Genomic DNA, 21,518 nt, shown 5'->3' with positions numbered 1-21,518 from the left:
TAATTCAAATATACTAACGTGAGATATGCTGCTATAGATATTGGTTCAAACGCCGTCCGGTTGTTAATTGCCGATATCATTGAAAGAGAAAACGAAATAATTTTCAGTAAAAACACCTTATTACGCGTGCCATTACGCCTTGGCGACGACGCGTTTATACATCGACATATTTCTGAGGGCAAATTTGAAAGCATGGTGAAAACCATGAGTGCTTTCCGAAATCTGATGGATGTATATCGTGTTTCGGACTATATGGCTTGTGCTACTTCAGCGATGCGCGATGCTGATAATGGTCCAGATGTGGTCGCAGCATGTAAAAAGGCAGGAATAGATATTCAGATTATTGATGGAGGCGTAGAAGCACAGATTATCTACAACGTGCATAGCCAAACGGCGATGGATCGCAATAAAGTCTATCTATATATCGACGTAGGCGGTGGTAGTACAGAGATCTCTTTGTTTGCTAATGGCGACCTTGTCGCATCCAGATCATTTAACTTAGGGACAATCCGTATTCTCGATAACCAGGATTCTCCAGACACATGGGATGATATGAAGCGCTGGGTGAAGGATATCACCAAATCTTATAAGAACATTTACGGAATAGGATCCGGAGGAAACATCAATAAGCTGTCGCGACTTGCTAATGAGAAAGCCGATAAGCCTATTTCCTATGCGAAACTGAAAGCACTGTATGTCTACTTGAATTCTTATTCATTAAAGGATCGTATTAACATCCTGGAACTGAAGCAAGACCGTGCCGATGTTATTATTCCGGCAGCTGAGATATTTTTAACTATCATGAAGGTGGGACATCTGAAAAATATTACAGCGCCAAGAATTGGTCTAGCGGATGGAATAATCCAAACCTTAATCAATAAAAATTTCAAGAAATAATACAGATCACAATCGTTGTAAGTATCGAAAATAATTCTATTTTTGCGGTATAGATACCTAGGTGGCGAAATTGGTAGACGCACCATCTTGAGGGGGTGGCGCCTGAATGGGCATGGCAGTTCGAATCTGCTCCTAGGTACTCCAAAGCAATAAAAAAGCCTTGCATCGTGCAAGGCTTTTTTATTATGCGATTTATCTTAGATCTTATTTGCTTTGACGGTAATCTCCGCAATATCCAAGACTTGAATTTCTTGTTCTTTTTCTTTAACCTTGACGCCGTCGCGCAACATCGTCATACAGAATGGACAAGCCGCAGCTACCACCGATGCTTGACTTTCTATGACGTCCTCGATACGTTCTACGTTGACATCTTTATCGCCTTTCTCCGGCTCTTTAAACATCTGCGCACCACCAGCACCACAGCAAAGCCCATTAGCCTTACAACGCTTCAATTCGACCAAGTCAGCATCCAATACCTCCAGTGCTCTTCTAGGGGCCTCATATACATCATTCGCACGGCCTAAATAGCAAGGGTCATGAAAGGTAATCTTCTTTCCTTTGAACTCATGTCCGTCAGCAGGCTTCAGTTTTCCTTCATCAATCAACGATTGTATAAGCTGGGAATGGTGAATAACCTCATAATTACCGCCCAAACTAGGATACTCGTTCTTTAAAGTATTAAAGCAATGTGGACATGCTGTGACGATCTTTTTAATCTCATAGCCATTCAACAGATCAATGTTCATCATGGCCTGCATTTGGAATAAGAACTCATTGCCCGCGCGCTTTGCAGGGTCGCCGGTACAGCTCTCTTCCGTTCCGAGGATGGCGTATTTAATACCCACATGATGTAAAATCTTACAGATGTCTCTCGTAATCCGTTGAGCGCGCTCATCGAAGCTCCCCGCACATCCAACCCAGAACAATAAGTCCGGTGATTCTCCTTTTGCTAATAACTCAGCGACCGTAGGGATATGTATATTATTTTCCATGTTAAATTCTTCTTATTGATTTGTCCAATTAGCGCGGTCAGCCTGTGAATATTTCCAAGGCGCGCCGTTGTTCTCCAAATTCGAAAGCATATTGTTTACACTCGATGGTGCTTGTGATTCTTCCATCACCGCGTACTGTCTCAAGCCAATAATGATCTCTAGCGGATTGATGTTGACTGGACATTGCTCCACGCAAGCATTACAGCTTGTACAAGCCCATATTTCCTCCCTAGTGATATAGTTGTCCAATAAAGCTTTTCCATCGTCCTGGAAGCTTCCATTCTTATCGATGTTCTTGCCAATCTCCTCAATACGGTCTCTGGTGTCCATCATGATCTTACGTGGTGATAGCAACTTTCCGGTGATGTTTGCCGGACAGGAAGATGTACAACGTCCGCATTCAGTACAGGTGTAAGCGTCCAGTAGGTTTTTCCAGGTCAGATCCAAGGCATCCTTCACACCGAAACGGCTAGGCTCGCCAGTAGGAGGAGGGAGCGACGGATCCAACATCACCTTCACTTCTTCGGTTACTGAAGGCATATTGTCGAACTTCCCTTTTGGTTCCAAACGTGTAAAATACGTGTTAGGGAATGCAAGAAGGATATGCAAGTGTTTAGAAATCGGTAAGTAATTCAAGAACGCAAATACTCCGATGATATGGAACCACCAGCAAAAGCGCTCGATCAATATCAAGCTACTGACCTCATTGGGTAATAGATTGACTAAATAAGAACTCACTGGAAAAGCACCAGCAATATGATAATGCTCTGCGCCTAGTGCCTGAAGCTTTTGATCTGCAGCATTCATGAACAAGAAAGCCGCCATTAATAAGATCTCCGCAGTCAGGATCAGGTTTGCATCTGTTTTCGGCCAGTTATTTAATTCCGACTGATTTAAGCGCTTCAGTTTTAAGAAGTTTCTGCGGATAAAGAAGATCACGCAGCCTAATAGAACGGAAAATGCCAATAGCTCAAATGCATAGATCAGGAAGTTGTAAAAGCCGCCCATGAAGGAGAATACCCGGTGTGTACCGAATAGCCCATCAATCACGATCTCCAACATTTCGATGTTGATAATACAGAACCCAACATATACAAACAAGTGTAGCAATGCTGGAATCGGTCGCTTAAACATCTTTTTCTGACCGAAAGCGACTAAGAGCATCGTCTTCAATCGCTCCGAAGGCCGATCAAAACGATTGACCGACTTGCCCAACTTAATGTTGCGGTAAATCTTTTTCGCATTGATGAAGAATAGAATGAGAGACGCTATTAATAAGACGCCGAACAATATCTGACCTATCATAGTTTACAAATTAGGTATAACAAAGATAAAAAAACCGACTATACTATGCATGCATAATAAATTATTTAGAAACATTAAAAACAATTGGCACAATAGGATAAGAATATCAATGTTTATCATATCTTGTCTTACAAAATAACATTATTAATTCAATCGCACAAAAACCTAATTAATATGCCTAGTCTTTCGTAAATTGCGCTTTGCAACCAAAATCAACTAATGGATTCTTTCCATTATCAATCTATTGAAAAACAGCATGAAGTCTGAAACAAATCAGTTTGATGTAATTGTCATTGGCTCGGGTATTTCCGGAGGATGGGCAGCGAAAGAATTCTGCGAAAAGGGATTCAAAACGCTGGTTCTAGAACGGGGTAGAGACGTTAAGCACATCAAAGATTATCCCACGGCCTTTACAGATTATTGGCAATTCGAACATCATAATGCCCTTAGTAATGCGGTTCGTCAAGAGAATCCTATTGCCTCAAAATGCTATGCTTTCCGAGAGGATGCTATGCATTTCTTCACGAAAGACAAAGATCAAGAATACATACAAGAGCATCCATTCGACTGGATTCGCAGCTATCAGGTTGGTGGCAAGTCATTGACCTGGGCGCGACAAGTACAGCGCTGGAGCGATTTTGATTTCGAAGGGCCCGCCCGTGATGGCTTTGCGGTAGACTGGCCGATACGTTATAAGGATATTGCGCCTTGGTATAGCTACGTCGAGAAGTTTATCGGCGTCTCTGGCAATCGCGATGGCAATGCGGCAATGCCCGATGGGGAGTTTCTCCCAGCTTTCGACCTGAATGCTGTAGAAAAAATGATTCAGCAGAAGATCCCTGCTAAATATCCAGACCGACAAGTTATTTCAGGGCGCTGTGCGCATATTTCATCGCCGCAACCTATACATATTCAACAGGGAAGGACACAATGCCAAAACAGGACCATGTGCCAACGCGGCTGTCCATTTGGAGGATACTTTAGCTCGAATGCTTCCACGTTGCCTTGGGCACAGAAAACAGGTAATATGACCTTAAAGCCCAATGCTATCGTAGAGTCCATTCTTTATGATGAAAATACGCAGAAGGCCTCCGGCGTACGTGTCATAGACGCTGAGACTCTCGAATCGACTGAATACAAAGCCAAAGTCATCTTCTTGAATGCATCCGCCCTGGCGAGCAATCTCATTCTGTTGAACTCCAAGTCCGCTCGTTTCCCGAACGGCTTAGGTAATGACAGCGGTGTCTTAGGGAAATACATCGCCTTCCACAACTATTTAGGAAGCGTAGGTGGTAGTATCGAGGGCTTCGAAGACCAGTATTACTATGGGCGGAGACCGACGCAGCCTATCATTCCTAATTTCCGAAATGTCAAAAAACAAGAAACAGACTTCCTACGTGGCTATGCTTCCTTCTTCTCGGCCTATCGCCGCCGGGGGGTGCCGTCGGAAATGCAAGTAGGCGCAGATTTCAAAGATAGTTTAAGCGAAGTTGGCGGATGGGGGATAAGCATGATGATGCAGGGAGAGACCATCCCGAAAGAGAGCAATCACGTTCGTCTAAGCGATGATAAAAAAGATAAGTTCGGAATGCCGCAACTCATCACGGCTGTTCAATATGATGACAATGACCAGAAGAGCATGGAGGACTTCCATAATCAAGCTTCTGAGATGTTAAAATACATTGGTGCCAAGAATATCTATAAGAACAATAGTCAGCAGAATCCGGGGCTCGATATCCACGAAATGGGAGGAGCAAGGATGGGCAATGATCCGAAGACCTCCATCCTCAATAAATGGAATCAGATGCATCTTTGCAAGAACGTATTCGTAACGGACGGTGCAGCTATGACTTCCACCGGGACACAAAACCCTTCGCTCACCTTTATGGCTTTAACCGCAAGAGCGGCCAATTACGCCATGGAGGAAATGAAAAAGCAAAATCTTTAACGATCATTATACCCCCCCAAAAAAAGAGGTCTGCATCAATTTGATACAGACCTCTTTTTAATTTCAATAAGTTCTTAATACTTATTTCTTAGCTGGTGTTGCTGTTGCAGAAATTCCAAGTTTTTTCTTGATATCCGCTGTTAAGTCATCACCACCACCGAAGTAAGGGATACCACCGTTAGAAACGTCTAACACGTAAGCATAACCTTTTTCTTGAGCTACTGCATTGATTGCAGTGAATACTTTTTGCTCGATAGGAGCGTAAAGCTCTTGTTGTTTTTTACCAATGTCTTCTTGTGCTACACGTTGAACATCTTGGATACGAGTTTCCATCTCACGCATAGAGTTAGCGATTTGTTGAACCTCTGCATCTACAGACTCTTTATTTGCTTCACTTCTGTTTCTCAACTTCTCGTTTGCGTCGTTTTGTTTCTTTTGGTATTCAGCATACATTCCTTGAAGCTCTTTTTGTTTTGTTTCGCTTAAGGTTTTCATTTGTGCTTCTGCCGCTTGAAATTCTGGAGTCGACTGTACGATTTCTGCAGTATTGATATGTCCGATTTTTTGTTGCGCACTTGCAGTGTTTGCCGCCAATAAAACTCCTGATGCTACTACTACACTTTTCAATAAATTTTTCATGCTGTTCATGTTAATGTCTTATATACTGAGATATAAGGTTTTTTGCTATTTTAAATTATCTAGTTAAAAATTAGTTACACAATAATAATAAAAAATCTTAGTTCGCTAAGGATGCATTAGGCTTCAATCCTAATTTCGTAATAACCTCGTTACTTTTGTCCATCGCTGGATTAGCGTAAAGGAAGGATGTTTCACTACGTTTGTCTAATACGAAATCATATTGCTGAGCTCGCGCAACGTCTTGAATTGCTTTTTGAACACGGTCTTGAATAGGCTTCATCAACTTCTCGCGTTGTTGAAACAACTCACCGTCCATACCGAATTTACCGCGTTGAAACTCCTTAACTGATTTCTCTTTATTTACAATCTCGTCTTCACGACGTCTGCGCATGTCCTCATTCAAACGAGGAGCATCATTCTGGTAAGCTTTATACAATGTCTCGATCGATGCGTATTGCTTGTCAACTTCCGCTTGCCATTGCTGTGATAAGTTATCCAATTGCTTTTGAGCATTGGTATATTCCGGGATGTGTTTCATCACATATTCCGAATCCACATAAGCCAATTTCTGCGCATATGATACACTGCCCATGAAGGCTAGCATAGCTACTAATACTAATATTCGTTTCATAGAGGTACAAATTTTAATCATTTCTTTGTTTATGACAAATATTGTGCTAAAAAGTTTAATCTTAAAATCCTCCCATGTTCTGGATGATACTGAATGTGAAGTTTTGTTTCCATCTAGATTCAACAAGACCTGGAATCGGATCTAAGGCATGTCCATAGTCAATACCTAGCATACCAAAGATAGGTAAGAAGATACGAGCACCCACACCAACCGAACGACGAACCTTGAACGGATTTACTTCATCAAACTTATTCCACGTGTTACCTGCTTCCGCAAATGCTAAAGCAAATACAGTTGCTTGCTCATTTAACATGATCGGATGGCGAAGCTCGATTTGGTATTTCGCATAAATCGGGCTACCAGATTGGATAGCGATATCCTGCATCTTATTACCTGTCGTCGCAGGGATAATTGTACCGTTTGCATATCCACGCATCGCGATGATCTCTGAACCTTGTAAGAAGTCGAAACCTTGCATACCATCACCACCTAATTTGAAACGCTCAAATGGTGAAGTTGGTGTTCTATCTCCATAGCTGCCTAAGTAACCAAACTGTGCTTGTGTTTTCAATACCAATTTACCTACAATCTTCGTGTACCATTGCGAATCAAACTTCCACTTGTGATACTCTGTCCATTTGTATTTCTCGTTGTCTGGCGCTGTTGCGTAGTCAATATTGTTCCATGCCGAGTAAGGAGGAGTTAACTGCACGCTGAATTTCAAGTGCGAACCCGAAGTAGGGTAGATAGGTGCATCAATCGAGTTTCTACTGATCTCTTGTGTAAAGTTGATGTTCGTCGCAGTACCATTAGAGAATAAGAAGTAGTTTCCGTAGTTCTCTAAGTTATAACGTTGGTAAGATAAGGAACTGTTAATCTGGAAATAGTTATCCGGCCATTGCAAACGCTTACCTAAGGTCGCTGTCACCCCGTGCATTTGAATCTTAGGGTTGTTTTCATATCCCTCATAACGTCCAGTCTGCGGATTATAGTATTGGGATTGCGAGTTAGAGATATAAGCACTCAATCCAAAATAGATTGGTTTCTTACCACCTAACCAAGGCTCTGAGAAGGAGAAGCTATACGATTGATAGCGTTTTCCCGAAGTCTGACCACGAATACTTAATTTCTGTCCATCTCCACGAGGAAGTGGCTTCCAAGCCTCTTTCTTAAAGAAATTGCTCGTCGAGAAGTTGTTAAATGTTAAACCTAAAGTACCGATTACTTGTCCTGCACCATAACCACCGGATAGCTCCACCTGGTCAGAAGGTTTTTCAGCAACAGTAAATTCGATATCGGTCGTACCCTCTTCATAGTTTAAGTTTGTCGGCATAGGAGTAACCTTCTGCTCATCAAACATTCCTAATTGTGAAATCTCACGTACAGAACGCACTAATAACTCACGAGAGTATTTTTGACCTGGCTTAGAGTAGATCGAACGAAGAACAACACGGTCATTCGTTACGTCGTTACCTTTCAGGATTACATTGTTGATTGTATATTGTTTACCTTCAAACATCTGTATCTCGATATCCACCGTGTCTTGGTAGATACGTTTGATAACCGGTTGAACGTTGAAAGTTAAATAACCGTCGTTTTGATAGATTGCAGCAATATCATCTGAGTTTCTTGTAGGACCCGAAAGCTTAGAGTTCAATTTCTCCTCGCTATATACATCGCCTTTTTGAATGCCTAATAAGATATTCAAAACCGAGTCTTTGTACTTCGCGTTTCCTGCCCAATCGATATTACCAACATAGTATTTAGGACCTTCGTAGATGTCGAAATCAATAGCAACCTCGTTATTGTCATAACGATAAACACTATCCTTTAAGATCTGTGCATCACGGTATCCTTTATCTTGCATCTTAGCAACTAGCTTTTCCTTAGCCTCTTCGTATTTGTCTTCCTTGAATTTTCCAGGACCAAATACACGGAACCAAGCTCTAGGTTTTACACCTTTTAGGTACTTGCGCAATTGCTTGTCGCTGAATTCTTCGTTTCCTTCGAACTCAACTTTTCTAACTTTAATCTTTTTATTACGCTCTACATCGACTACAACAATTTCGTTATTGCTTTGTGCAGAGTCTTTTTTGGTTGTAATTTTTATTTCTGGGTATAAATACGATTTCTCACGTAGAAATTTCTCGATCGTATTCTTCGTTGTTTGAAGCAAATTTTCGTTTACAATCTTCCCTGTATTTGCGTTTAAACGCTTGCGAACTTCCTCTGTCTGGCTTTTGCTCAAACCATTAAGATCGACGCGGGTCAATCTCGGACGTTCGACAACGCGGATTTCTAAAAAGATCGTTTCGTCTTGAATTCTGGTAGCATAAAGCTGAACATCCTCGAATAAGTTTTGATCCATTAAAAACTTAATAACGTTGGCTGTTTGTTCACTCGGAACCTCGATGTATTCTCCAACTGTAAGGCGTGAAATAGTAATCAATACGTCCTTATCCAAATACTGAGCTCCTTTAACCTCAATCCCGCCGATCACATAACTCTTTGGTTCTAATGCACTGATGTCGTTTCGGTTATTTAAATTTAGCGGGCGGTTGCCAGGGATCTGCGCATGCGCAAAATTTAATAAGAATATGGTCAGTAATAAGGTAAGTTTAATTTTATGCTTCATCTACTCTTTATTATGTCTGCTAAAGTACAGCAAAGTCTTGTTAATTTTTGTTAAAAGAAATATTACGAAATTAGGGCTTTAACAGCGCCAAAATCAAAATGTTGCAAAAGTAATGATTTCTTATAATTGTTCACTAGTTTTCCCAAATCTTCTTTCTCTATTTTGATACAAGTAGATGCATTCAAATAGGTGTTCTCTAGAGAATTCGGGCCACATGATGGGTAGAAAGAAGAGTTCGGTATAGGCAAGCTGCCACAACATATAATTGCTGATGCGCTGCTCACCGCTTGTTCTAATCATCATCTCCGGATCGGGAATAGCCTTGGTATATAGATTTTCGCCGAAAGTTTGCTCGTTGATATCGTCGAGGCTCATTTCGCCCGACTGTACTTTGGCTGCAATTGCTTTCGTAGCATCTAATATTTCTTGGCGCGAGCCATAACTTAAGGCTAGGGTCAATGTGCAACCATCGTTGTCTTTCGTTTGGTCTACCGTACTTTGCAAGGTCACTTGGCAATGCGACGGTAGGTCCGCCATACGACCAATCGTATTTACACGGATATTGTTCTTTTGAAAGGTAGGTAACTCTTTATTTAAGGAGTCAACCAGTAATTCCATTAAAGCATCTACTTCGAACTGAGGTCTATTCCAGTTTTCAGTAGAAAAAGCATATAAGGTAAGGTAGGAAATGCCAATCTCTACAGCGGCTTCTAAGGCTTCGCGAACCGCAGTGACGCCATTGCGGTGACCAAATACGCGTAGCTCGCCTTTCTCCTTCGCCCAGCGGCCATTACCATCCATAATGATGGCGATATGCTTGGGTAGGTTTGATTTGTCTATATTTTCTTTATAGTCCATTTGTTAATTTACATTTAACGATTCCGGCGCACAGTTGGCATGAAATCGCTGTTACCCATTTTATACTGTCGATGATTGCACAGACCCTTCAAAAAAAGGCTGAAAGCAATTCGAATGCAATAAAAAGGGCGGTGTTTTGCTGTCTGAAAGATGAGGTTGCGAAGGGGCAAAAACAACATGAACCCAAACAGATGCTGGGCGATCTAAGTTGCTAGTCGTGCTGTAACATGCTGCCGTATAAGCCTCTCGTGGTTTCAAAGTCTGACAAATTTTCGTAAAGATACAGGTTTTACCGCAATCCTAACACTTAAAATAACGTTAAAAGCAGGTTAAGCTAATAATTAATAGTTGCGGACGTCGATGCCCCAAAGCAATTTCTCGCGCAAAATACCAAAATACTGATCGTCTTTCAGACGGATCAGGTTCACATGATACGGCGCTTTTGTAATCAGCAGACTGGTCTTGGTTGATAGGGTATAACTTTTGGAATCGCAGCTAACGATATACTTCTCCGTACGGCTTTCGATGTTCAGGCGGAGCTCCATATCTTCGGAAACAACGATCGGGCGAACATTTAGATTATGAGGGGATACTGGCGTAATCACAAAATTGCCACTGCCCGGCATAATAATAGGGCCGCCACAGCTTAAGGAATAGGCAGTTGATCCTGTCGGTGTCGCAATGATCAATCCATCGGACCAATAGCTGTTCAACAACTCACCATTCAAAACAGCATGCACGGTAATCATCGCAGAAGAATCATAGCGGAACACCGTGATGTCATTTAGCGCATTGGAAAGTCCTGCTTTTAAGGTTCCATCCGAGCTCTCCACTTGTAACAAAGCACGCGGTTGAACAGTATATTGATTATTCAGAATCTGGTCTAAAGCATCTTCTATTTTATTCTTCGAGATGTTCGCTAGAAAACCCAAGCGGCCGAAGTTGATACCGGCAATCGGAATTCCCGAGTCAGCAATGAGGGTTGCCGCTGAAAGCATGGTGCCATCGCCACCCAAACTAAGCATAAAAGAGATGTCCTTGGGTAAGTCCTTGTGTGTCTTGAACTTCTTGAATTTAAAATCTACTTTGCACAGCTTCTTTAAGAAAGTGTGGAAATCTTGGTAGATATAAACCTGAACATTTCTTTCGCGTAAATAGGTGAAAAGTTCTACAACGTATCCAATGACCGATTGATTGAACTCGCGCCCATACACCGCTATTGACAGTTCTTTCATGCTATAAGTAATCGTTTATTTTTTTCAAAGATGGGAATTTCTCTGAAATTATATGTTCAAATAGTTCATTAAAAGGTTGTATCGATCTTGAATATCGTTCTGATCGGTACCATCATTGAATGATGCTTTCACCACATAATCATGTCGCCATAACGAAGCCAATACAGAAGAGATGTTGTTCTTGTTCACCTTTATAGTCAATTCTACCTTGCTAGAGTTTTCAATGGCGTGAACCCCTGTATTCAATATCTTCGTGTTTTCCGATTCTATGATATGCGCAACATGGGTTAGGGAATTGTCGCGATCTTCCATCTCTAAAACAATGATCGCACCTTTCTCCTGGTTAGAGATCGTCTGGTTGATTGCGCGCAACAAGTCCGTCTGCGTCACAGCACCTACATATTGATTCTGCTTGTTCAGAACGGGTAAAATATCATACTGATAGGTTTCCAGATATTGCAGCGCGTCGTAGATGTGTTGATAGTCGTAAAGGTAGATGAAAGGTAGGGTGATTTTAACTTCCGAAATCAAATCACTTTCGTCTTCAACCGAAAGGAGATCCTCTTCCGTCAACAGGCCGTGGTATTCTTTGCCCTTCACAACAGGTAATTGGTGAAAATGCAATTCATTAACCTTGTTTAAGGCGAATTCCACCGTATCGGATGGCCTAAGTTCGGTATAAAGAGTTGTTATGATTTCGCCAATGAACATATTTCGTTTTATATATTAAATAGAATTTTGACCAAAAGGTTTAATTCTTCTTTAAAATACGCTTTAAGCTAAGGTAGGCAAAAAATACAATTTCGGATAAAATAAATAGATGTTTTACGCTACTTTAAACTATTTGTGTAATTTTACCCTACTTTAAAGAGGGGTTATTATATGGGCTTACTAGAGAAAGAGAAGTTTATTAAAATCAGGGAAGTCATACATAAGAAAAGTCCAACATTAGCCAAATGGATCCCTAAGCCGTTAATCAGCTATTTGGAGCGTGTTATCCACGAAGACGAAATAAACTACATTATGACCACCTATCATGATGATATGGGATTGGACTTCGTAGATTCTTTGTTGAACGAACTTGACGTTAAAGTACATTTAGAAGGTGCAGAGAATATTCCATTAGAAGATAGTGTGATCTTCGCCTCAAACCATCCCTTAGGAGGGCTTGACGGTGTCGCTTTCATGCAGGCCATCGGTAAGTATAGAAAAGATGTCAAATTTTTGGTCAATGATATACTGATGAACGTGCGAAACCTGGAACCTCTCTTCGTGCCTGTAAATAAATTAGGCGGGCAAAGCAAATCCGGTATTGCCGCAATTGAGAATGCCTATGCATCCGACCATGCACTCTTAGTTTTTCCAGCGGGCTTAGTTTCCAGGAAGATAAACGGGAAAATAGTCGATTTAGAATGGAAGAAAAGCTTCATCTCGAAAGCTAAAAAATATAAAAAAGACATCGTACCTGTCTATATTGATGGAAGAAATTCTAACTTTTTCTACAATTTGGCTCGATTTAGGAATAAAGTAGGATTAAAAGCTAATATTGAAATGTTATATTTACCTGACGAGCTATTCTCGCAACGCGGTAAAGACATCACCATTAAGATAGGCAAGCGAATTCCTTATTCGCAATTTGATAACAGTAAAAACGAACGCCAATGGGCAGCGGAAGTCAAAGAGACCGTGTATGCCATGTCCGGAGGTAAAAAATAATTTATGCAAGAAATAATTGAACCAGTAGATAGAGCATTGATTAAAGCTGAGTTAACTAAGGAGGCTTTCGTGCGCTATACTAACAATGGGAATAATGAGGTTTACCTAGTCAATTACCATAACTCACCCAATATTATGCGTGAGATCGGACGATTGCGTGAGATAACCTTTAGAGGTGCCGGAGGTGGTACAGGATTACCTTTGGATATTGATGAAAATGATACCTGCGAACATAACTATGATCAATTGATCGCATGGAACCCCGATGATGAGGAGATAATTGCAGGTTACCGCGTAATCAAATGTGCTGATGCGATCGATAAATCGGGCGAGTTCCATTTGTCAACAGCTCATTACTTCGAATTCTCGGATAAATTTATAAAAGATTACTTGCCTTATACCTTAGAATTAGGGCGCTCTTGGGTGCAACCTAAATATCAGCCTGCCATCGATAACCGTAAGGGGATTTTTTCCCTTGACAACTTATGGGACGGATTAGGTGCAGTCGTATTGATGAACCCCGATGTGAAATACCTTTTCGGTAAAGTAACGATGTATCCGCAGTATAATGAGGAAGCACGTGATTTGTTGATCTACTTCATGAACTACTACTTCCCCGATAAGGACAACTTGGTAAAACCTGTAGACGAGCTCTACCTAGGCTACAAAACAGATATCTCTAAACACGAAGGCATCTTCGACGGCTTAGACTATAAAGCTGGTTATAAAGTGTTGAATACCAAAGTTAGAGAACTTGGAGAGAACATCCCTCCATTGATCAATACCTATATGAACCTGTCGCCAACGATGCGCGTATTCGGCACGGCCCGAAACAACGAATTCGGCGAGGTAGAAGAAACCGGAATCATGATTATCCTCGATGATATCTACCCGGCAAAAAAAGAAAGACACATGAGTACCTTCGCGCGCGACCGCGAATATGGAAGCCGCAAAATAGAAGGGAAATAAAAAAAGCCCCATAAAACGAGCTAAAGAATAGCGCAATGATGAAAATCATTGCGCTAATTTTTTTGTGCCCCTCCAAGGCATACCTAGAACCTACCATGTATAGACCTGCTTCTGCTTAAAGCCCTTTCAAACCCAATGATAACCCGAATCAAAGCCCAATCAAACCCGCTTCGCAGCGGGTTTGATTGGGCTTTGATTCGGGTAGTATTTAGTAGCGTTAGATACTAGATGTCAGACATTAGATATTAGACCTGCAGCAATGCGGGGTTTTTGTTCTGGATCAGTAAAAAAGGATGTTAGGATTGACAGGATTTGTGTTGTATCTGAACCAGGAAAGGAAGGATTTAAGCATTGGCAGGATCGGGCGATGTGAGGGTATGATATGTGCTGTCTTTGAGCCAGGAATAAAAGGATTAGAATATTGACCGGATCCACCTATTCCTTATATCCTTTCTTTACTGGTTCAAGACAAATTTTCCTTTTTTTCTTAGTTCAAACAAATATCAATACTAACGGTTCAAAAAAAACTGCATTGCTGCAGGTCTGACATCTAATGTCTATAATCTAATATCTAATACAACGCCATTTCCACATGCGGGATATCATCTTCCAGGTACACGTCGCTTTCTCTGACGAAGCCGAGGTTTTCATAGAATGCTTGCAGGTACAGTTGTGCGCTGATGCGGATGACGTGGTTAGGGTATGCGTTTTTCTGATATTGAATTGCTTCTTTCATCAGTTGTTGTCCGAGTTGTTTTTTTCGGAAGTTGGGATGTACCACTACGCGGCCGATGGAGCTGCAGTTGGGGTAGGATACATCGGGAGGTAGAAGGCGCGCATAGGCGGCGCACTGGTCTTGTTCCATGAGGAACAAGTGTTTTGATTTGAGATCTTTATCATCACATTCAGGATAGAGGCAGTTTTGCTCGAGCATAAATACATCTATCCTGACCTGTAGAATTCGGTAGAGTTCTTTCGCGCTTAAGTCGTCAAATGATTTGATTACCCAATTCATCGATGATAATTTTCTTTAGCTAAGCAATGATTTCACCACCTCAGAGATCGTACGACCGTCTGCCTGTCCGGCTAGCTTTTGGTTGGCTAAGCCCATTACTTTACCCATATCTTTAATGGAAGCAGCACCTGTTTCAGCGATGATTCCTTTGATAACCTCTTCGATTGCCGCGCGGTCTAATTGCTTCGGTAGGTAGCTTTCGATTACCTCTTGCTCTTCTACTTCAATCTGGTATAAATCTTCGCGGTTCTGTTGCTGATAAATCTCTGCAGACTCCTTGCGTTGTTTCACTAACTTTTGCAATACTTTGATTTCAGTTTCTTCGCTCATCTCATCAGCACCGCCTTTTTCAGTTTTTGCCAATAAAATCGCCGCCTTAATAGCTCGTAAACCTCTAAGTCTTGCATTGTCTTTAGCGATCATTGCCGCTTTAATATCTTGATTGATCTGTGTTTCTAATGACATATTATTTTGAATTTGATCTGTTTACAATAGTTCCTGTTGCTTGTACGGTAGGCATCACCAATAAATCATTGATGTTAACATGCGCCGGTCGGTTTAAAGCAAAGACAATAATCTCTGCAATGTCCTGTCCGCTCAACGGAGTTACCCCTTCGTAAACGGCTTTCGCACGGTCAGCATCGCCATGGAATCGAACTTCGGAGAATTCCGTTTCCACCATGCCGGGATTGATTGCCGTCACTTTGATCCCCTTCGAAAGTAAGTCGATGCGCATCGCTTTATTCAACGCATCAACGGCATGTTTTGTCGCGCAGTAGACATTTCCGTTGGGATATACTTCCTTGCCGGCAATAGAGCCCAGATTGATGATATGTGCCTGTTTGCTGCCTTCCATCATCGGCACGACATTGCGCGTGACGTAGAGCAGCCCTTTGACGTTGGTATCGATCATGCGGTCCCAATCGCCGATATCCCCAGTTTGAATAGGGTCTAATCCTTGACTAAGGCCTGCATTGTTGATTAAAACGTCTATGTTTTTCCATTCCGCAGGGATATTCGACAGGGTCGTTTCTACCTCGTCGGCATTGCGAACATCGAGTTTAAAGGTATGAACCTCGCAAGAAGGATTGATCTGTTTGATTTTGGAAGTTAATTCCTCCAGGCGATCGACACGGCGCGCACATAATAGTAGGCGATAATTCGTGTCTTTTGCCAACTCTAAAGCACATGCTGCACCAATTCCGGAGCTGGCCCCTGTGATTAATACTGTTCTCATTGGCCTTGTTTATATATTTTGAGCGTTTAGCTATTTATTACATTCATAGATGGTGCAGAAGCCGAAGGTCTGCGGACGAACCTTGCAAGATGCAAAACCTACTTTATCGGTGATGGCAGCAAAGCGTTGCCCATCGGGGAACTTCGCTACCGATTCCGGAAGGTATTCATAGGCACGGTTGTCTTTCGAGATTACCTTTCCCATTGCTGGAACAACTTTATGGAAGTAAAAGTTGAACAATTGCTTAATCGGAAATGCTGTTGGGTTCGATAATTCCAATATGATGGCTTTACCGCCTGGTTTTAAAACTCGGCGGATGTCAGAAAGTCCTTGTTCTAGGTTTTCAAAGTTGCGCACACCAAAGGCTACCGTAACGGCATCAAAGGTATTGTCTTCAAACGGTAGGCTCTCGGAGTCGCCTAAGCGTACTTCGAATTGGCTTTCTACGCCCTTTTTCTTTGCTTTCTCTGCTGCAACGTCTAACATGCCCTGAGAGATATCGACACCGATTATTTTCTTTGGGTTGAGGATGCGGATAGACTCCAATGCGAAGTCGCCCGTGCCCGTCGCTACGTCAAGAATCATTTGGGGTTGAAGAGGCTTTAAAAGCTTGATGGCTTTTTTGCGCCAAATCGTATCGATACCCATCGTCATGAAGCGGTTCAAGAGGTCGTAAGTCTTCGAAATGTTGTTGAACATATCGGCAACTTGTTCCTTTTTGCCGCCCTCTGGGTTATAAGGTTTTACAGTAGAAGCATCGTTTGACATAGGTGCAAAGATACAACAAAGTATACAGAAATTTCATTTTTCTGCAGCACAAGTTTAAAGAGAAAGAAGACCTCAAAAAGGCTAACTCCTTGAGTTTGAATTTGAAGTGTAAAACGGGTTCAAAATAGTGACTTCTGTCACGAAGCGCTAAACCTTATTAACATCGCTATGGGTTATCCACATTTCTTTAATTAGTTGATAATGAGCTTGATTTTTCGTAAATTAACATGTTGTCCACATCAGATGTGGAATACTAGGGGCTTAGTTTTCAAATCAGTAGCATGATTGTTGGAGCACCTATTTTGACTGTTTAAAACTTGTGGGAGGGGGCTGTTTTATTTTTCTTACATTTGTTACCCCGTCAGGAAACATCGAGCCGTAAAATTAAATTTGATATGTCCGTAGAAAACGAAAATTCGAACAATATGTCTAGCCAAGCTAGCCGTGCAAACTTTAACAAAAAGCGTACTAGCCTGAACAACTTAGTGAGTGGTTTGGGTAAGCTGCCTCCTCAAGCTGTTGACTTGGAAGAAGCGGTACTGGGCGCGCTTATGTTGGAGAAAAATGCGCTTAGTGAGGTCATTGATATCTTGAAGCCGGACTCGTTTTATAAGGAGTCGCATCAGAAGATTTTCCAGGCAATCTATAACCTGTTTCAAAAGACTTCGCCAATCGATATTTTAACGGTTGTTGCGGAATTGAGACAAATGGGTGCCTTAGAAATGGTTGGCGGTGCTTACTACATTACGCAGTTGACGGATAGAGTCGTTTCGGCAGCGAATATAGAATTCCACGCGCGTATTATTTCTCAGAAATACATACAAAGGGAGCTGATTAAGGTTTCTACAGAGATTATCAACTCTTCGTATGATGAGACGAGCGATATCTTCGATTTATTAGATCATGCAGAGAAGTCCTTATTTGATATTGCGCAAAATAACTTACGTCGCGACTCGCGGAAGATGGATGATATCATGCGTGAGGCAATTTCTTCCCTGGAATTGTTGCGCGATCGTACCGATGGTTTAACGGGTATTCCTTCCGGATTGACAGCCCTAGACCGAATGACTTCGGGATGGCAGCCTTCGGATTTAGTGATTATTGCGGCACGTCCGGCGATGGGTAAAACGGCATTCGTATTATCAGTAGCGCGTAATGCTGCGGTAGACCACTCGCGTCCTGTGGCGGTATTCTCGCTAGAGATGTCCTCGGTACAGTTGGTGAATCGTTTGATTGCTGGTGAAACAGAAATTGAACAGGAGAAATTGAAGAAAGGTAATCTGGCGGATCATGAGTGGCAGCAATTGCACTCTAGAATCGGCCGATTGACAGAAGCGCCATTGATTATTGATGATACGCCAGCATTGAACGTTTTTGAGTTCCGTGCGAAATGTCGTCGTTTGAAAGCGCAGTATGATATACAGATGGTCATCGTCGATTACTTGCAGTTGATGCATGGTAAGAGCGAGGGCAAAGGCGGCGGTAACCGTGAGCAAGAGATCGGTAGTATCTCGCGTGCATTAAAGTCCGTAGCGAAAGAGTTAAATATTCCGGTATTGGCCTTATCGCAGTTAAGTCGTGCGGTAGAGTCGCGTCCGGGTAACTCGAAACGTCCAATGCTATCCGACTTACGTGAGTCGGGATCTATTGAGCAGGATGCGGATATGGTGCTGTTCCTTTACCGTCCGGAATACTATGGTATTACGGAAGACGAGGAGGGTCGTCCTACCGCTGGTGTCGGTGAGGTAATCATTGCCAAACACCGTAACGGTGAAACCGGTATTGTACCGTTGAAATTCGTTGGTAAATATGTGAAGTTCGTCGATCTTGAAGATGACTTCGCCGGAATGGGTGGCGACTCGGGAAGCTTCTCAGACCTGCCTAGCGGGTTTGGGTCCGCCATGGCACCATCCAACAGCTTTGATAGCTTCGGCGGAGGAATAACCATGCCTTCCAGAATGAACGATATGCCGGATGATGCGCCGTTTTAATTTAGATATTAGACGTTAGATATAAGACATTAGACCTGCAGCAATGCAGGTTTTTTTTGTTTTGAGGGAGAGTTGAAAGGATTGACAGGAACGGGTCTGATATCTAATGTCTGATGTCTGTTGTCTGAACCATAAAAAAAGGATTGACAGGATCGGACGTGTTGTCTTGAACCAGGAAAGGAAGGATGCAAGGATGAGCAGGATCCTGTTAATCCTTGCATCCTTCCCTTCCTGGGTCTAACTACTAACTACTAACTACTAACTACTAAGTACTAAGTACTATTTCTGAGTTTTTTTTCTTATTTTTGATTCCCCCTTAGTAGAGGCTATACATAAGTTAAAATTAGGAGACAATTTTGGATTTTTTAGCAGGATTAAATCCCTCGCAGCGGGCTGCCGTAGAACAAACAGAAGGACCAGTGATGATTGTTGCTGGTGCCGGATCAGGGAAAACACGCGTAATTACATATCGAGTTGCACACCTTATTCAAAAGGGTGTGGACCCTTTTAATATATTGGTGCTTACCTTTACCAACAAGGCTGCCAAGGAGATGCGCGAGCGTATCATGAAGGTCGTTGGGTCGGAAGCGAAGAATATTTGGATGGGAACTTTCCACTCGGTGTTCGCTCGTATTTTGCGGGTGGAAGCGGAGCTGATTGGTTATCCCCGTAATTTTACCATCTACGATACGGATGATACGAAGAGCCTGTTACGTTCGATCCTTAAGGAGATGAATCTGGACGATAAACTCTACAATGTTAACCATGTGTATGGTCGTATTTCATCGGCGAAGAACAACTTGATCTCGCCTCAGGAATACAACAAAAACGAAGCGATCAAGGCGGAGGATATTTCAAACGGTAGGCCTCAGATGGGTGAAATCTATTTGACCTATGCACAACGTTGTTACCGCGCGGGAGCTATGGACTTTGACGATTTATTGTTCAAAACAAATGTGCTGTTGAACAAGTATCCGGAGGTGCTGCATAAGTATCAGCATCAGTTCAGATACTTGATGGTGGATGAGTATCAGGATACCAACTTCTCGCAGTACTTGATCGTTAAACGATTAGCTGCGGTGAACGAGAATATCTGTGTGGTGGGGGATGATGCGCAAAGTATCTACGCTTTCCGGGGTGCTAATATTCAGAACATCTTGAACTTTCAGAAGGATTATCCGGATGTGAAGGTCTTTAAGTTGGAGCAGAATTACCGCTCGACGAAGATGATCGTGAATGCTGCGAACAGTATTATCGCAAATAATAAGAATCAGTTAGAAAAGAACGTCTTCTCGGATAACGAGGAAGGTGAGAAGATAAAAGTTACCCGTGCTTTTTCGGATAATGAGGAGGGAAAGATTGTTGCTGAGGGCATATCGCAGGAAAAGTCGCTGAAAGGGTTAAAGTATAAGGATTTCTCGATTTTATATCGCACGAATGCGCAGTCTCGTTCCTTGGAGGAGGCTCTGCGTAAATTAGGAATTCCTTACAAGCTATATGGTGGTACTTCGTTCTACCAACGTAAAGAGATCAAAGATTTAATTGCTTATTTCCGTTTGACGTTTAACCCGAACGATGAAGAGGCGTTGAAGCGTGTGATCAATTACCCGCGAAGAGGAATCGGGGATACGACGGTTGAGCGTATCATGGTCGTTGCGGATCAGCAGCAGATACGTCTATGGGATGTGGTAGCCAATGCGCAGATGTTCCTGGATGGACGTAGTGCTGGTTCTGTAGGAAACTTCGGGACGATGATCCAAAGCTTTCAGGCTTTAGCAAAAACAAACTCGGCATTTGATACAGCGATGCATATTGCGCAACATTCCGGGATCCTGAAAGAGTTATATGAAGATAAATCTGTTGAAGGCTTAAGCCGTTATGAGAATATTCAAGAGCTCTTGAACGGTATTAAGGAATTCTCCGAGCGTGAAGATTTAGAGGAGAAGGGATTGGATATCTTTATGCAGGATATCGCGCTGTTGACCAATGATGATAATGATAAGGATCCGAATGCGGATACGGTTTCCTTAATGACGATTCACTCGTCTAAAGGACTGGAATTTCCGGTGGTATTCATCGTCGGTTTGGAAGAAAACCTTTTCCCATCGCAGCTTTCCTTGAATTCGCGTACGGAACTGGAAGAGGAGCGACGTTTGTTTTATGTAGCCGTGACGCGTGCAGAAAAGAAGTTATTCTTATCCTATGCAACATCACGCTATCGCTGGGGAACATTGAACAATTGCGAACCAAGTCGTTTCTTAGATGAGTTGAATCCGGCATGTTTGGATCTGGATTTCAAACCTAGATTGAACTCTGGAGGAGGTTCTGAGGACTTTAGTTCGGAGCGTGTTACTTGGCAGCGTAAAGAATCATCGGGTGATGTGTTCTCGAAGCCAAAGCCAAAGGTGGTGAAAACGACGTCTATTTTGCCGAAAGCACACGTGCCGACAGCAGGTTTTGCGCCTTCGGATACCTCCGGGTTGCAAGTTGGAATGGAAGTGGAACATGAACGTTTCGGATTTGGTAAAGTCATCAATTTAGAAGGCAATAAACCGGACATAAAAGCAACGATTTTCTTCAAGGAGTTGGGACAGAAGCAATTGTTGCTTAAATTTGCGAAACTTAGAATATTAGAATAATTCGTATATTACATTCAAAATAAAAAGACTCCAGCTGAGGGGT

The 21,518-nt window shown here is 42.2% G+C and carries 18 protein-coding genes and 1 tRNA gene; 7 read left to right on the top strand and 12 right to left on the bottom strand.

Annotated features, from left to right (window positions below; all coding sequences use genetic code 11):
* Positions 1-18: 18 nt before the first annotated feature.
* Together QYC40_RS11500 and QYC40_RS11495 are read left to right on the top strand one after the other, a co-directional pair.
* On the top strand, positions 19-897 hold the full coding sequence (locus QYC40_RS11500; protein WP_301990383.1) for an exopolyphosphatase: 879 nt from the start codon (positions 19-21) through the stop codon (positions 895-897).
* Between the two features lie 55 nt (positions 898-952).
* Positions 953-1,036: transfer RNA gene (locus QYC40_RS11495), tRNA-Leu, on the top strand.
* 58 nt (positions 1,037-1,094) lie between these two features.
* Here the strand turns inward: QYC40_RS11495 and QYC40_RS11490 are convergent.
* On the bottom strand, positions 1,095-1,889 hold the full coding sequence (locus QYC40_RS11490; protein WP_301990382.1) for a (Fe-S)-binding protein: 795 nt from the start codon (positions 1,887-1,889) through the stop codon (positions 1,095-1,097).
* A gap of 12 nt (positions 1,890-1,901) precedes the next feature.
* A complete protein-coding gene (locus QYC40_RS11485) occupies positions 1,902-3,194 on the bottom strand; it encodes a (Fe-S)-binding protein (RefSeq protein WP_301990381.1) in 1,293 nt (430 codons plus the stop codon).
* Between the two features lie 256 nt (positions 3,195-3,450).
* Here QYC40_RS11485 and QYC40_RS11480 point away from each other — a divergent pair, with 256 nt between their 5' ends.
* Positions 3,451-5,142, top strand: coding sequence for a GMC oxidoreductase (locus tag QYC40_RS11480; protein WP_301990380.1), 1,692 nt, complete (start codon positions 3,451-3,453; stop codon positions 5,140-5,142).
* Positions 5,143-5,223: 81 nt separating this feature from the next.
* Here QYC40_RS11480 and QYC40_RS11475 read toward each other — a convergent pair whose 3' ends face one another.
* The 6 genes from QYC40_RS11475 to QYC40_RS11450 form a co-directional block, all read right to left on the bottom strand.
* Positions 5,224-5,781: an OmpH family outer membrane protein gene (locus QYC40_RS11475; RefSeq protein WP_149526792.1), complete on the bottom strand. Its 558-nt coding sequence runs from the start codon at positions 5,779-5,781 to the stop codon at positions 5,224-5,226.
* A gap of 97 nt (positions 5,782-5,878) precedes the next feature.
* The gene (locus QYC40_RS11470) at positions 5,879-6,412 is read right to left on the bottom strand and encodes an OmpH family outer membrane protein (protein ID WP_260040867.1); all 534 of its coding nucleotides are present in this window, start codon (positions 6,410-6,412) and stop codon (positions 5,879-5,881) included.
* A 61-nt stretch (positions 6,413-6,473) separates the two neighbouring features.
* Positions 6,474-9,047: an outer membrane protein assembly factor BamA gene (gene bamA, locus QYC40_RS11465; RefSeq protein ID WP_301990379.1), complete on the bottom strand. Its 2,574-nt coding sequence runs from the start codon at positions 9,045-9,047 to the stop codon at positions 6,474-6,476.
* A 120-nt stretch (positions 9,048-9,167) separates the two neighbouring features.
* Positions 9,168-9,905, bottom strand: a complete 738-nt coding sequence (locus QYC40_RS11460) for an isoprenyl transferase (RefSeq protein WP_301990378.1) — start codon at positions 9,903-9,905, stop codon at positions 9,168-9,170.
* A 341-nt stretch (positions 9,906-10,246) separates the two neighbouring features.
* Entirely contained in the window at positions 10,247-11,140 is an 894-nt protein-coding gene (locus QYC40_RS11455; protein WP_312137711.1) for an NAD kinase, read from the bottom strand.
* Positions 11,141-11,188: 48 nt separating this feature from the next.
* The gene (locus QYC40_RS11450) at positions 11,189-11,851 is read right to left on the bottom strand and encodes a CBS domain-containing protein (RefSeq protein ID WP_301990377.1); all 663 of its coding nucleotides are present in this window, start codon (positions 11,849-11,851) and stop codon (positions 11,189-11,191) included.
* A 171-nt stretch (positions 11,852-12,022) separates the two neighbouring features.
* Here QYC40_RS11450 and QYC40_RS11445 point away from each other — a divergent pair, with 171 nt between their 5' ends.
* Together QYC40_RS11445 and QYC40_RS11440 are read left to right on the top strand one after the other, a co-directional pair.
* A complete protein-coding gene (locus QYC40_RS11445) occupies positions 12,023-12,856 on the top strand; it encodes a 1-acyl-sn-glycerol-3-phosphate acyltransferase (protein ID WP_149526787.1) in 834 nt (277 codons plus the stop codon).
* 3 nt (positions 12,857-12,859) lie between these two features.
* Positions 12,860-13,825: a GNAT family N-acetyltransferase gene (locus tag QYC40_RS11440; RefSeq protein ID WP_301990376.1), complete on the top strand. Its 966-nt coding sequence runs from the start codon at positions 12,860-12,862 to the stop codon at positions 13,823-13,825.
* Positions 13,826-14,396: 571 nt separating this feature from the next.
* On the opposite strand, the gene QYC40_RS11435 is transcribed toward QYC40_RS11440, so the two are convergent.
* Genes QYC40_RS11435 through ubiE form a run of 4 tightly spaced genes read right to left on the bottom strand, consistent with a single transcriptional unit; the run spans position 14,397 to position 16,845 of the window.
* Entirely contained in the window at positions 14,397-14,840 is a 444-nt protein-coding gene (locus QYC40_RS11435; protein WP_301990375.1) for a GNAT family N-acetyltransferase, read from the bottom strand.
* Positions 14,841-14,855: 15 nt separating this feature from the next.
* The gene (locus QYC40_RS11430) at positions 14,856-15,305 is read right to left on the bottom strand and encodes a GatB/YqeY domain-containing protein (RefSeq protein WP_301990374.1); all 450 of its coding nucleotides are present in this window, start codon (positions 15,303-15,305) and stop codon (positions 14,856-14,858) included.
* 1 nt (position 15,306) lies between these two features.
* Complete coding sequence (locus QYC40_RS11425; protein WP_301990373.1) at positions 15,307-16,077, bottom strand: SDR family NAD(P)-dependent oxidoreductase; 771 nt, start codon at positions 16,075-16,077, stop codon at positions 15,307-15,309.
* A gap of 30 nt (positions 16,078-16,107) precedes the next feature.
* Positions 16,108-16,845 carry a bifunctional demethylmenaquinone methyltransferase/2-methoxy-6-polyprenyl-1,4-benzoquinol methylase UbiE gene (ubiE, locus tag QYC40_RS11420; protein ID WP_301990372.1) on the bottom strand — a complete coding sequence of 246 codons (738 nt, stop codon included), beginning with the start codon at positions 16,843-16,845 and terminating at the stop codon, positions 16,108-16,110.
* Positions 16,846-17,240: 395 nt separating this feature from the next.
* Here ubiE and dnaB point away from each other — a divergent pair, with 395 nt between their 5' ends.
* Positions 17,241-18,836: a replicative DNA helicase gene (dnaB, locus tag QYC40_RS11415; protein ID WP_301990371.1), complete on the top strand. Its 1,596-nt coding sequence runs from the start codon at positions 17,241-17,243 to the stop codon at positions 18,834-18,836.
* A gap of 356 nt (positions 18,837-19,192) precedes the next feature.
* Positions 19,193-21,475, top strand: coding sequence for an ATP-dependent helicase (locus QYC40_RS11410; RefSeq protein ID WP_301990370.1), 2,283 nt, complete (start codon positions 19,193-19,195; stop codon positions 21,473-21,475).
* Positions 21,476-21,518 lie beyond the last annotated feature (43 nt).

The organism is Sphingobacterium sp. BN32 (assembly GCF_030503615.1).
GTDB lineage: Bacteria > Bacteroidota > Bacteroidia > Sphingobacteriales > Sphingobacteriaceae > Sphingobacterium.
The sequence above is the reverse complement of the archived record's forward strand: the minus strand, read 5'-3'. Positions and strand labels throughout refer to the sequence as shown.

Bases quoted from the DNA above. Each gene is read 5' to 3' on its own strand.
- QYC40_RS11490 (WP_301990382.1), bottom strand. From the start codon at position 1,889: ATGGAAAATAATATACATATCCCTACGGTCGCTGAGTTATTAGCAAAA.
- QYC40_RS11485 (WP_301990381.1), bottom strand. From the start codon at position 3,194: ATGATAGGTCAGATATTGTTCGGCGTCTTATTAATAGCGTCTCTCATT.
- QYC40_RS11480 (WP_301990380.1), top strand. From the start codon at position 3,451: ATGAAGTCTGAAACAAATCAGTTTGATGTAATTGTCATTGGCTCGGGT.
- QYC40_RS11475 (WP_149526792.1), bottom strand. From the start codon at position 5,781: ATGAAAAATTTATTGAAAAGTGTAGTAGTAGCATCAGGAGTTTTATTG.
- QYC40_RS11470 (WP_260040867.1), bottom strand. From the start codon at position 6,412: ATGAAACGAATATTAGTATTAGTAGCTATGCTAGCCTTCATGGGCAGT.
- bamA (WP_301990379.1), bottom strand. From the start codon at position 9,047: ATGAAGCATAAAATTAAACTTACCTTATTACTGACCATATTCTTATTA.
- QYC40_RS11460 (WP_301990378.1), bottom strand. From the start codon at position 9,905: ATGGACTATAAAGAAAATATAGACAAATCAAACCTACCCAAGCATATC.
- QYC40_RS11455 (WP_312137711.1), bottom strand. From the start codon at position 11,140: ATGAAAGAACTGTCAATAGCGGTGTATGGGCGCGAGTTCAATCAATCG.
- QYC40_RS11450 (WP_301990377.1), bottom strand. From the start codon at position 11,851: ATGTTCATTGGCGAAATCATAACAACTCTTTATACCGAACTTAGGCCA.
- QYC40_RS11445 (WP_149526787.1), top strand. From the start codon at position 12,023: ATGGGCTTACTAGAGAAAGAGAAGTTTATTAAAATCAGGGAAGTCATA.
- QYC40_RS11440 (WP_301990376.1), top strand. From the start codon at position 12,860: ATGCAAGAAATAATTGAACCAGTAGATAGAGCATTGATTAAAGCTGAG.
- QYC40_RS11435 (WP_301990375.1), bottom strand. From the start codon at position 14,840: ATGAATTGGGTAATCAAATCATTTGACGACTTAAGCGCGAAAGAACTC.
- QYC40_RS11430 (WP_301990374.1), bottom strand. From the start codon at position 15,305: ATGTCATTAGAAACACAGATCAATCAAGATATTAAAGCGGCAATGATC.
- QYC40_RS11425 (WP_301990373.1), bottom strand. From the start codon at position 16,077: ATGAGAACAGTATTAATCACAGGGGCCAGCTCCGGAATTGGTGCAGCA.
- ubiE (WP_301990372.1), bottom strand. From the start codon at position 16,845: ATGTCAAACGATGCTTCTACTGTAAAACCTTATAACCCAGAGGGCGGC.
- dnaB (WP_301990371.1), top strand. From the start codon at position 17,241: ATGTCCGTAGAAAACGAAAATTCGAACAATATGTCTAGCCAAGCTAGC.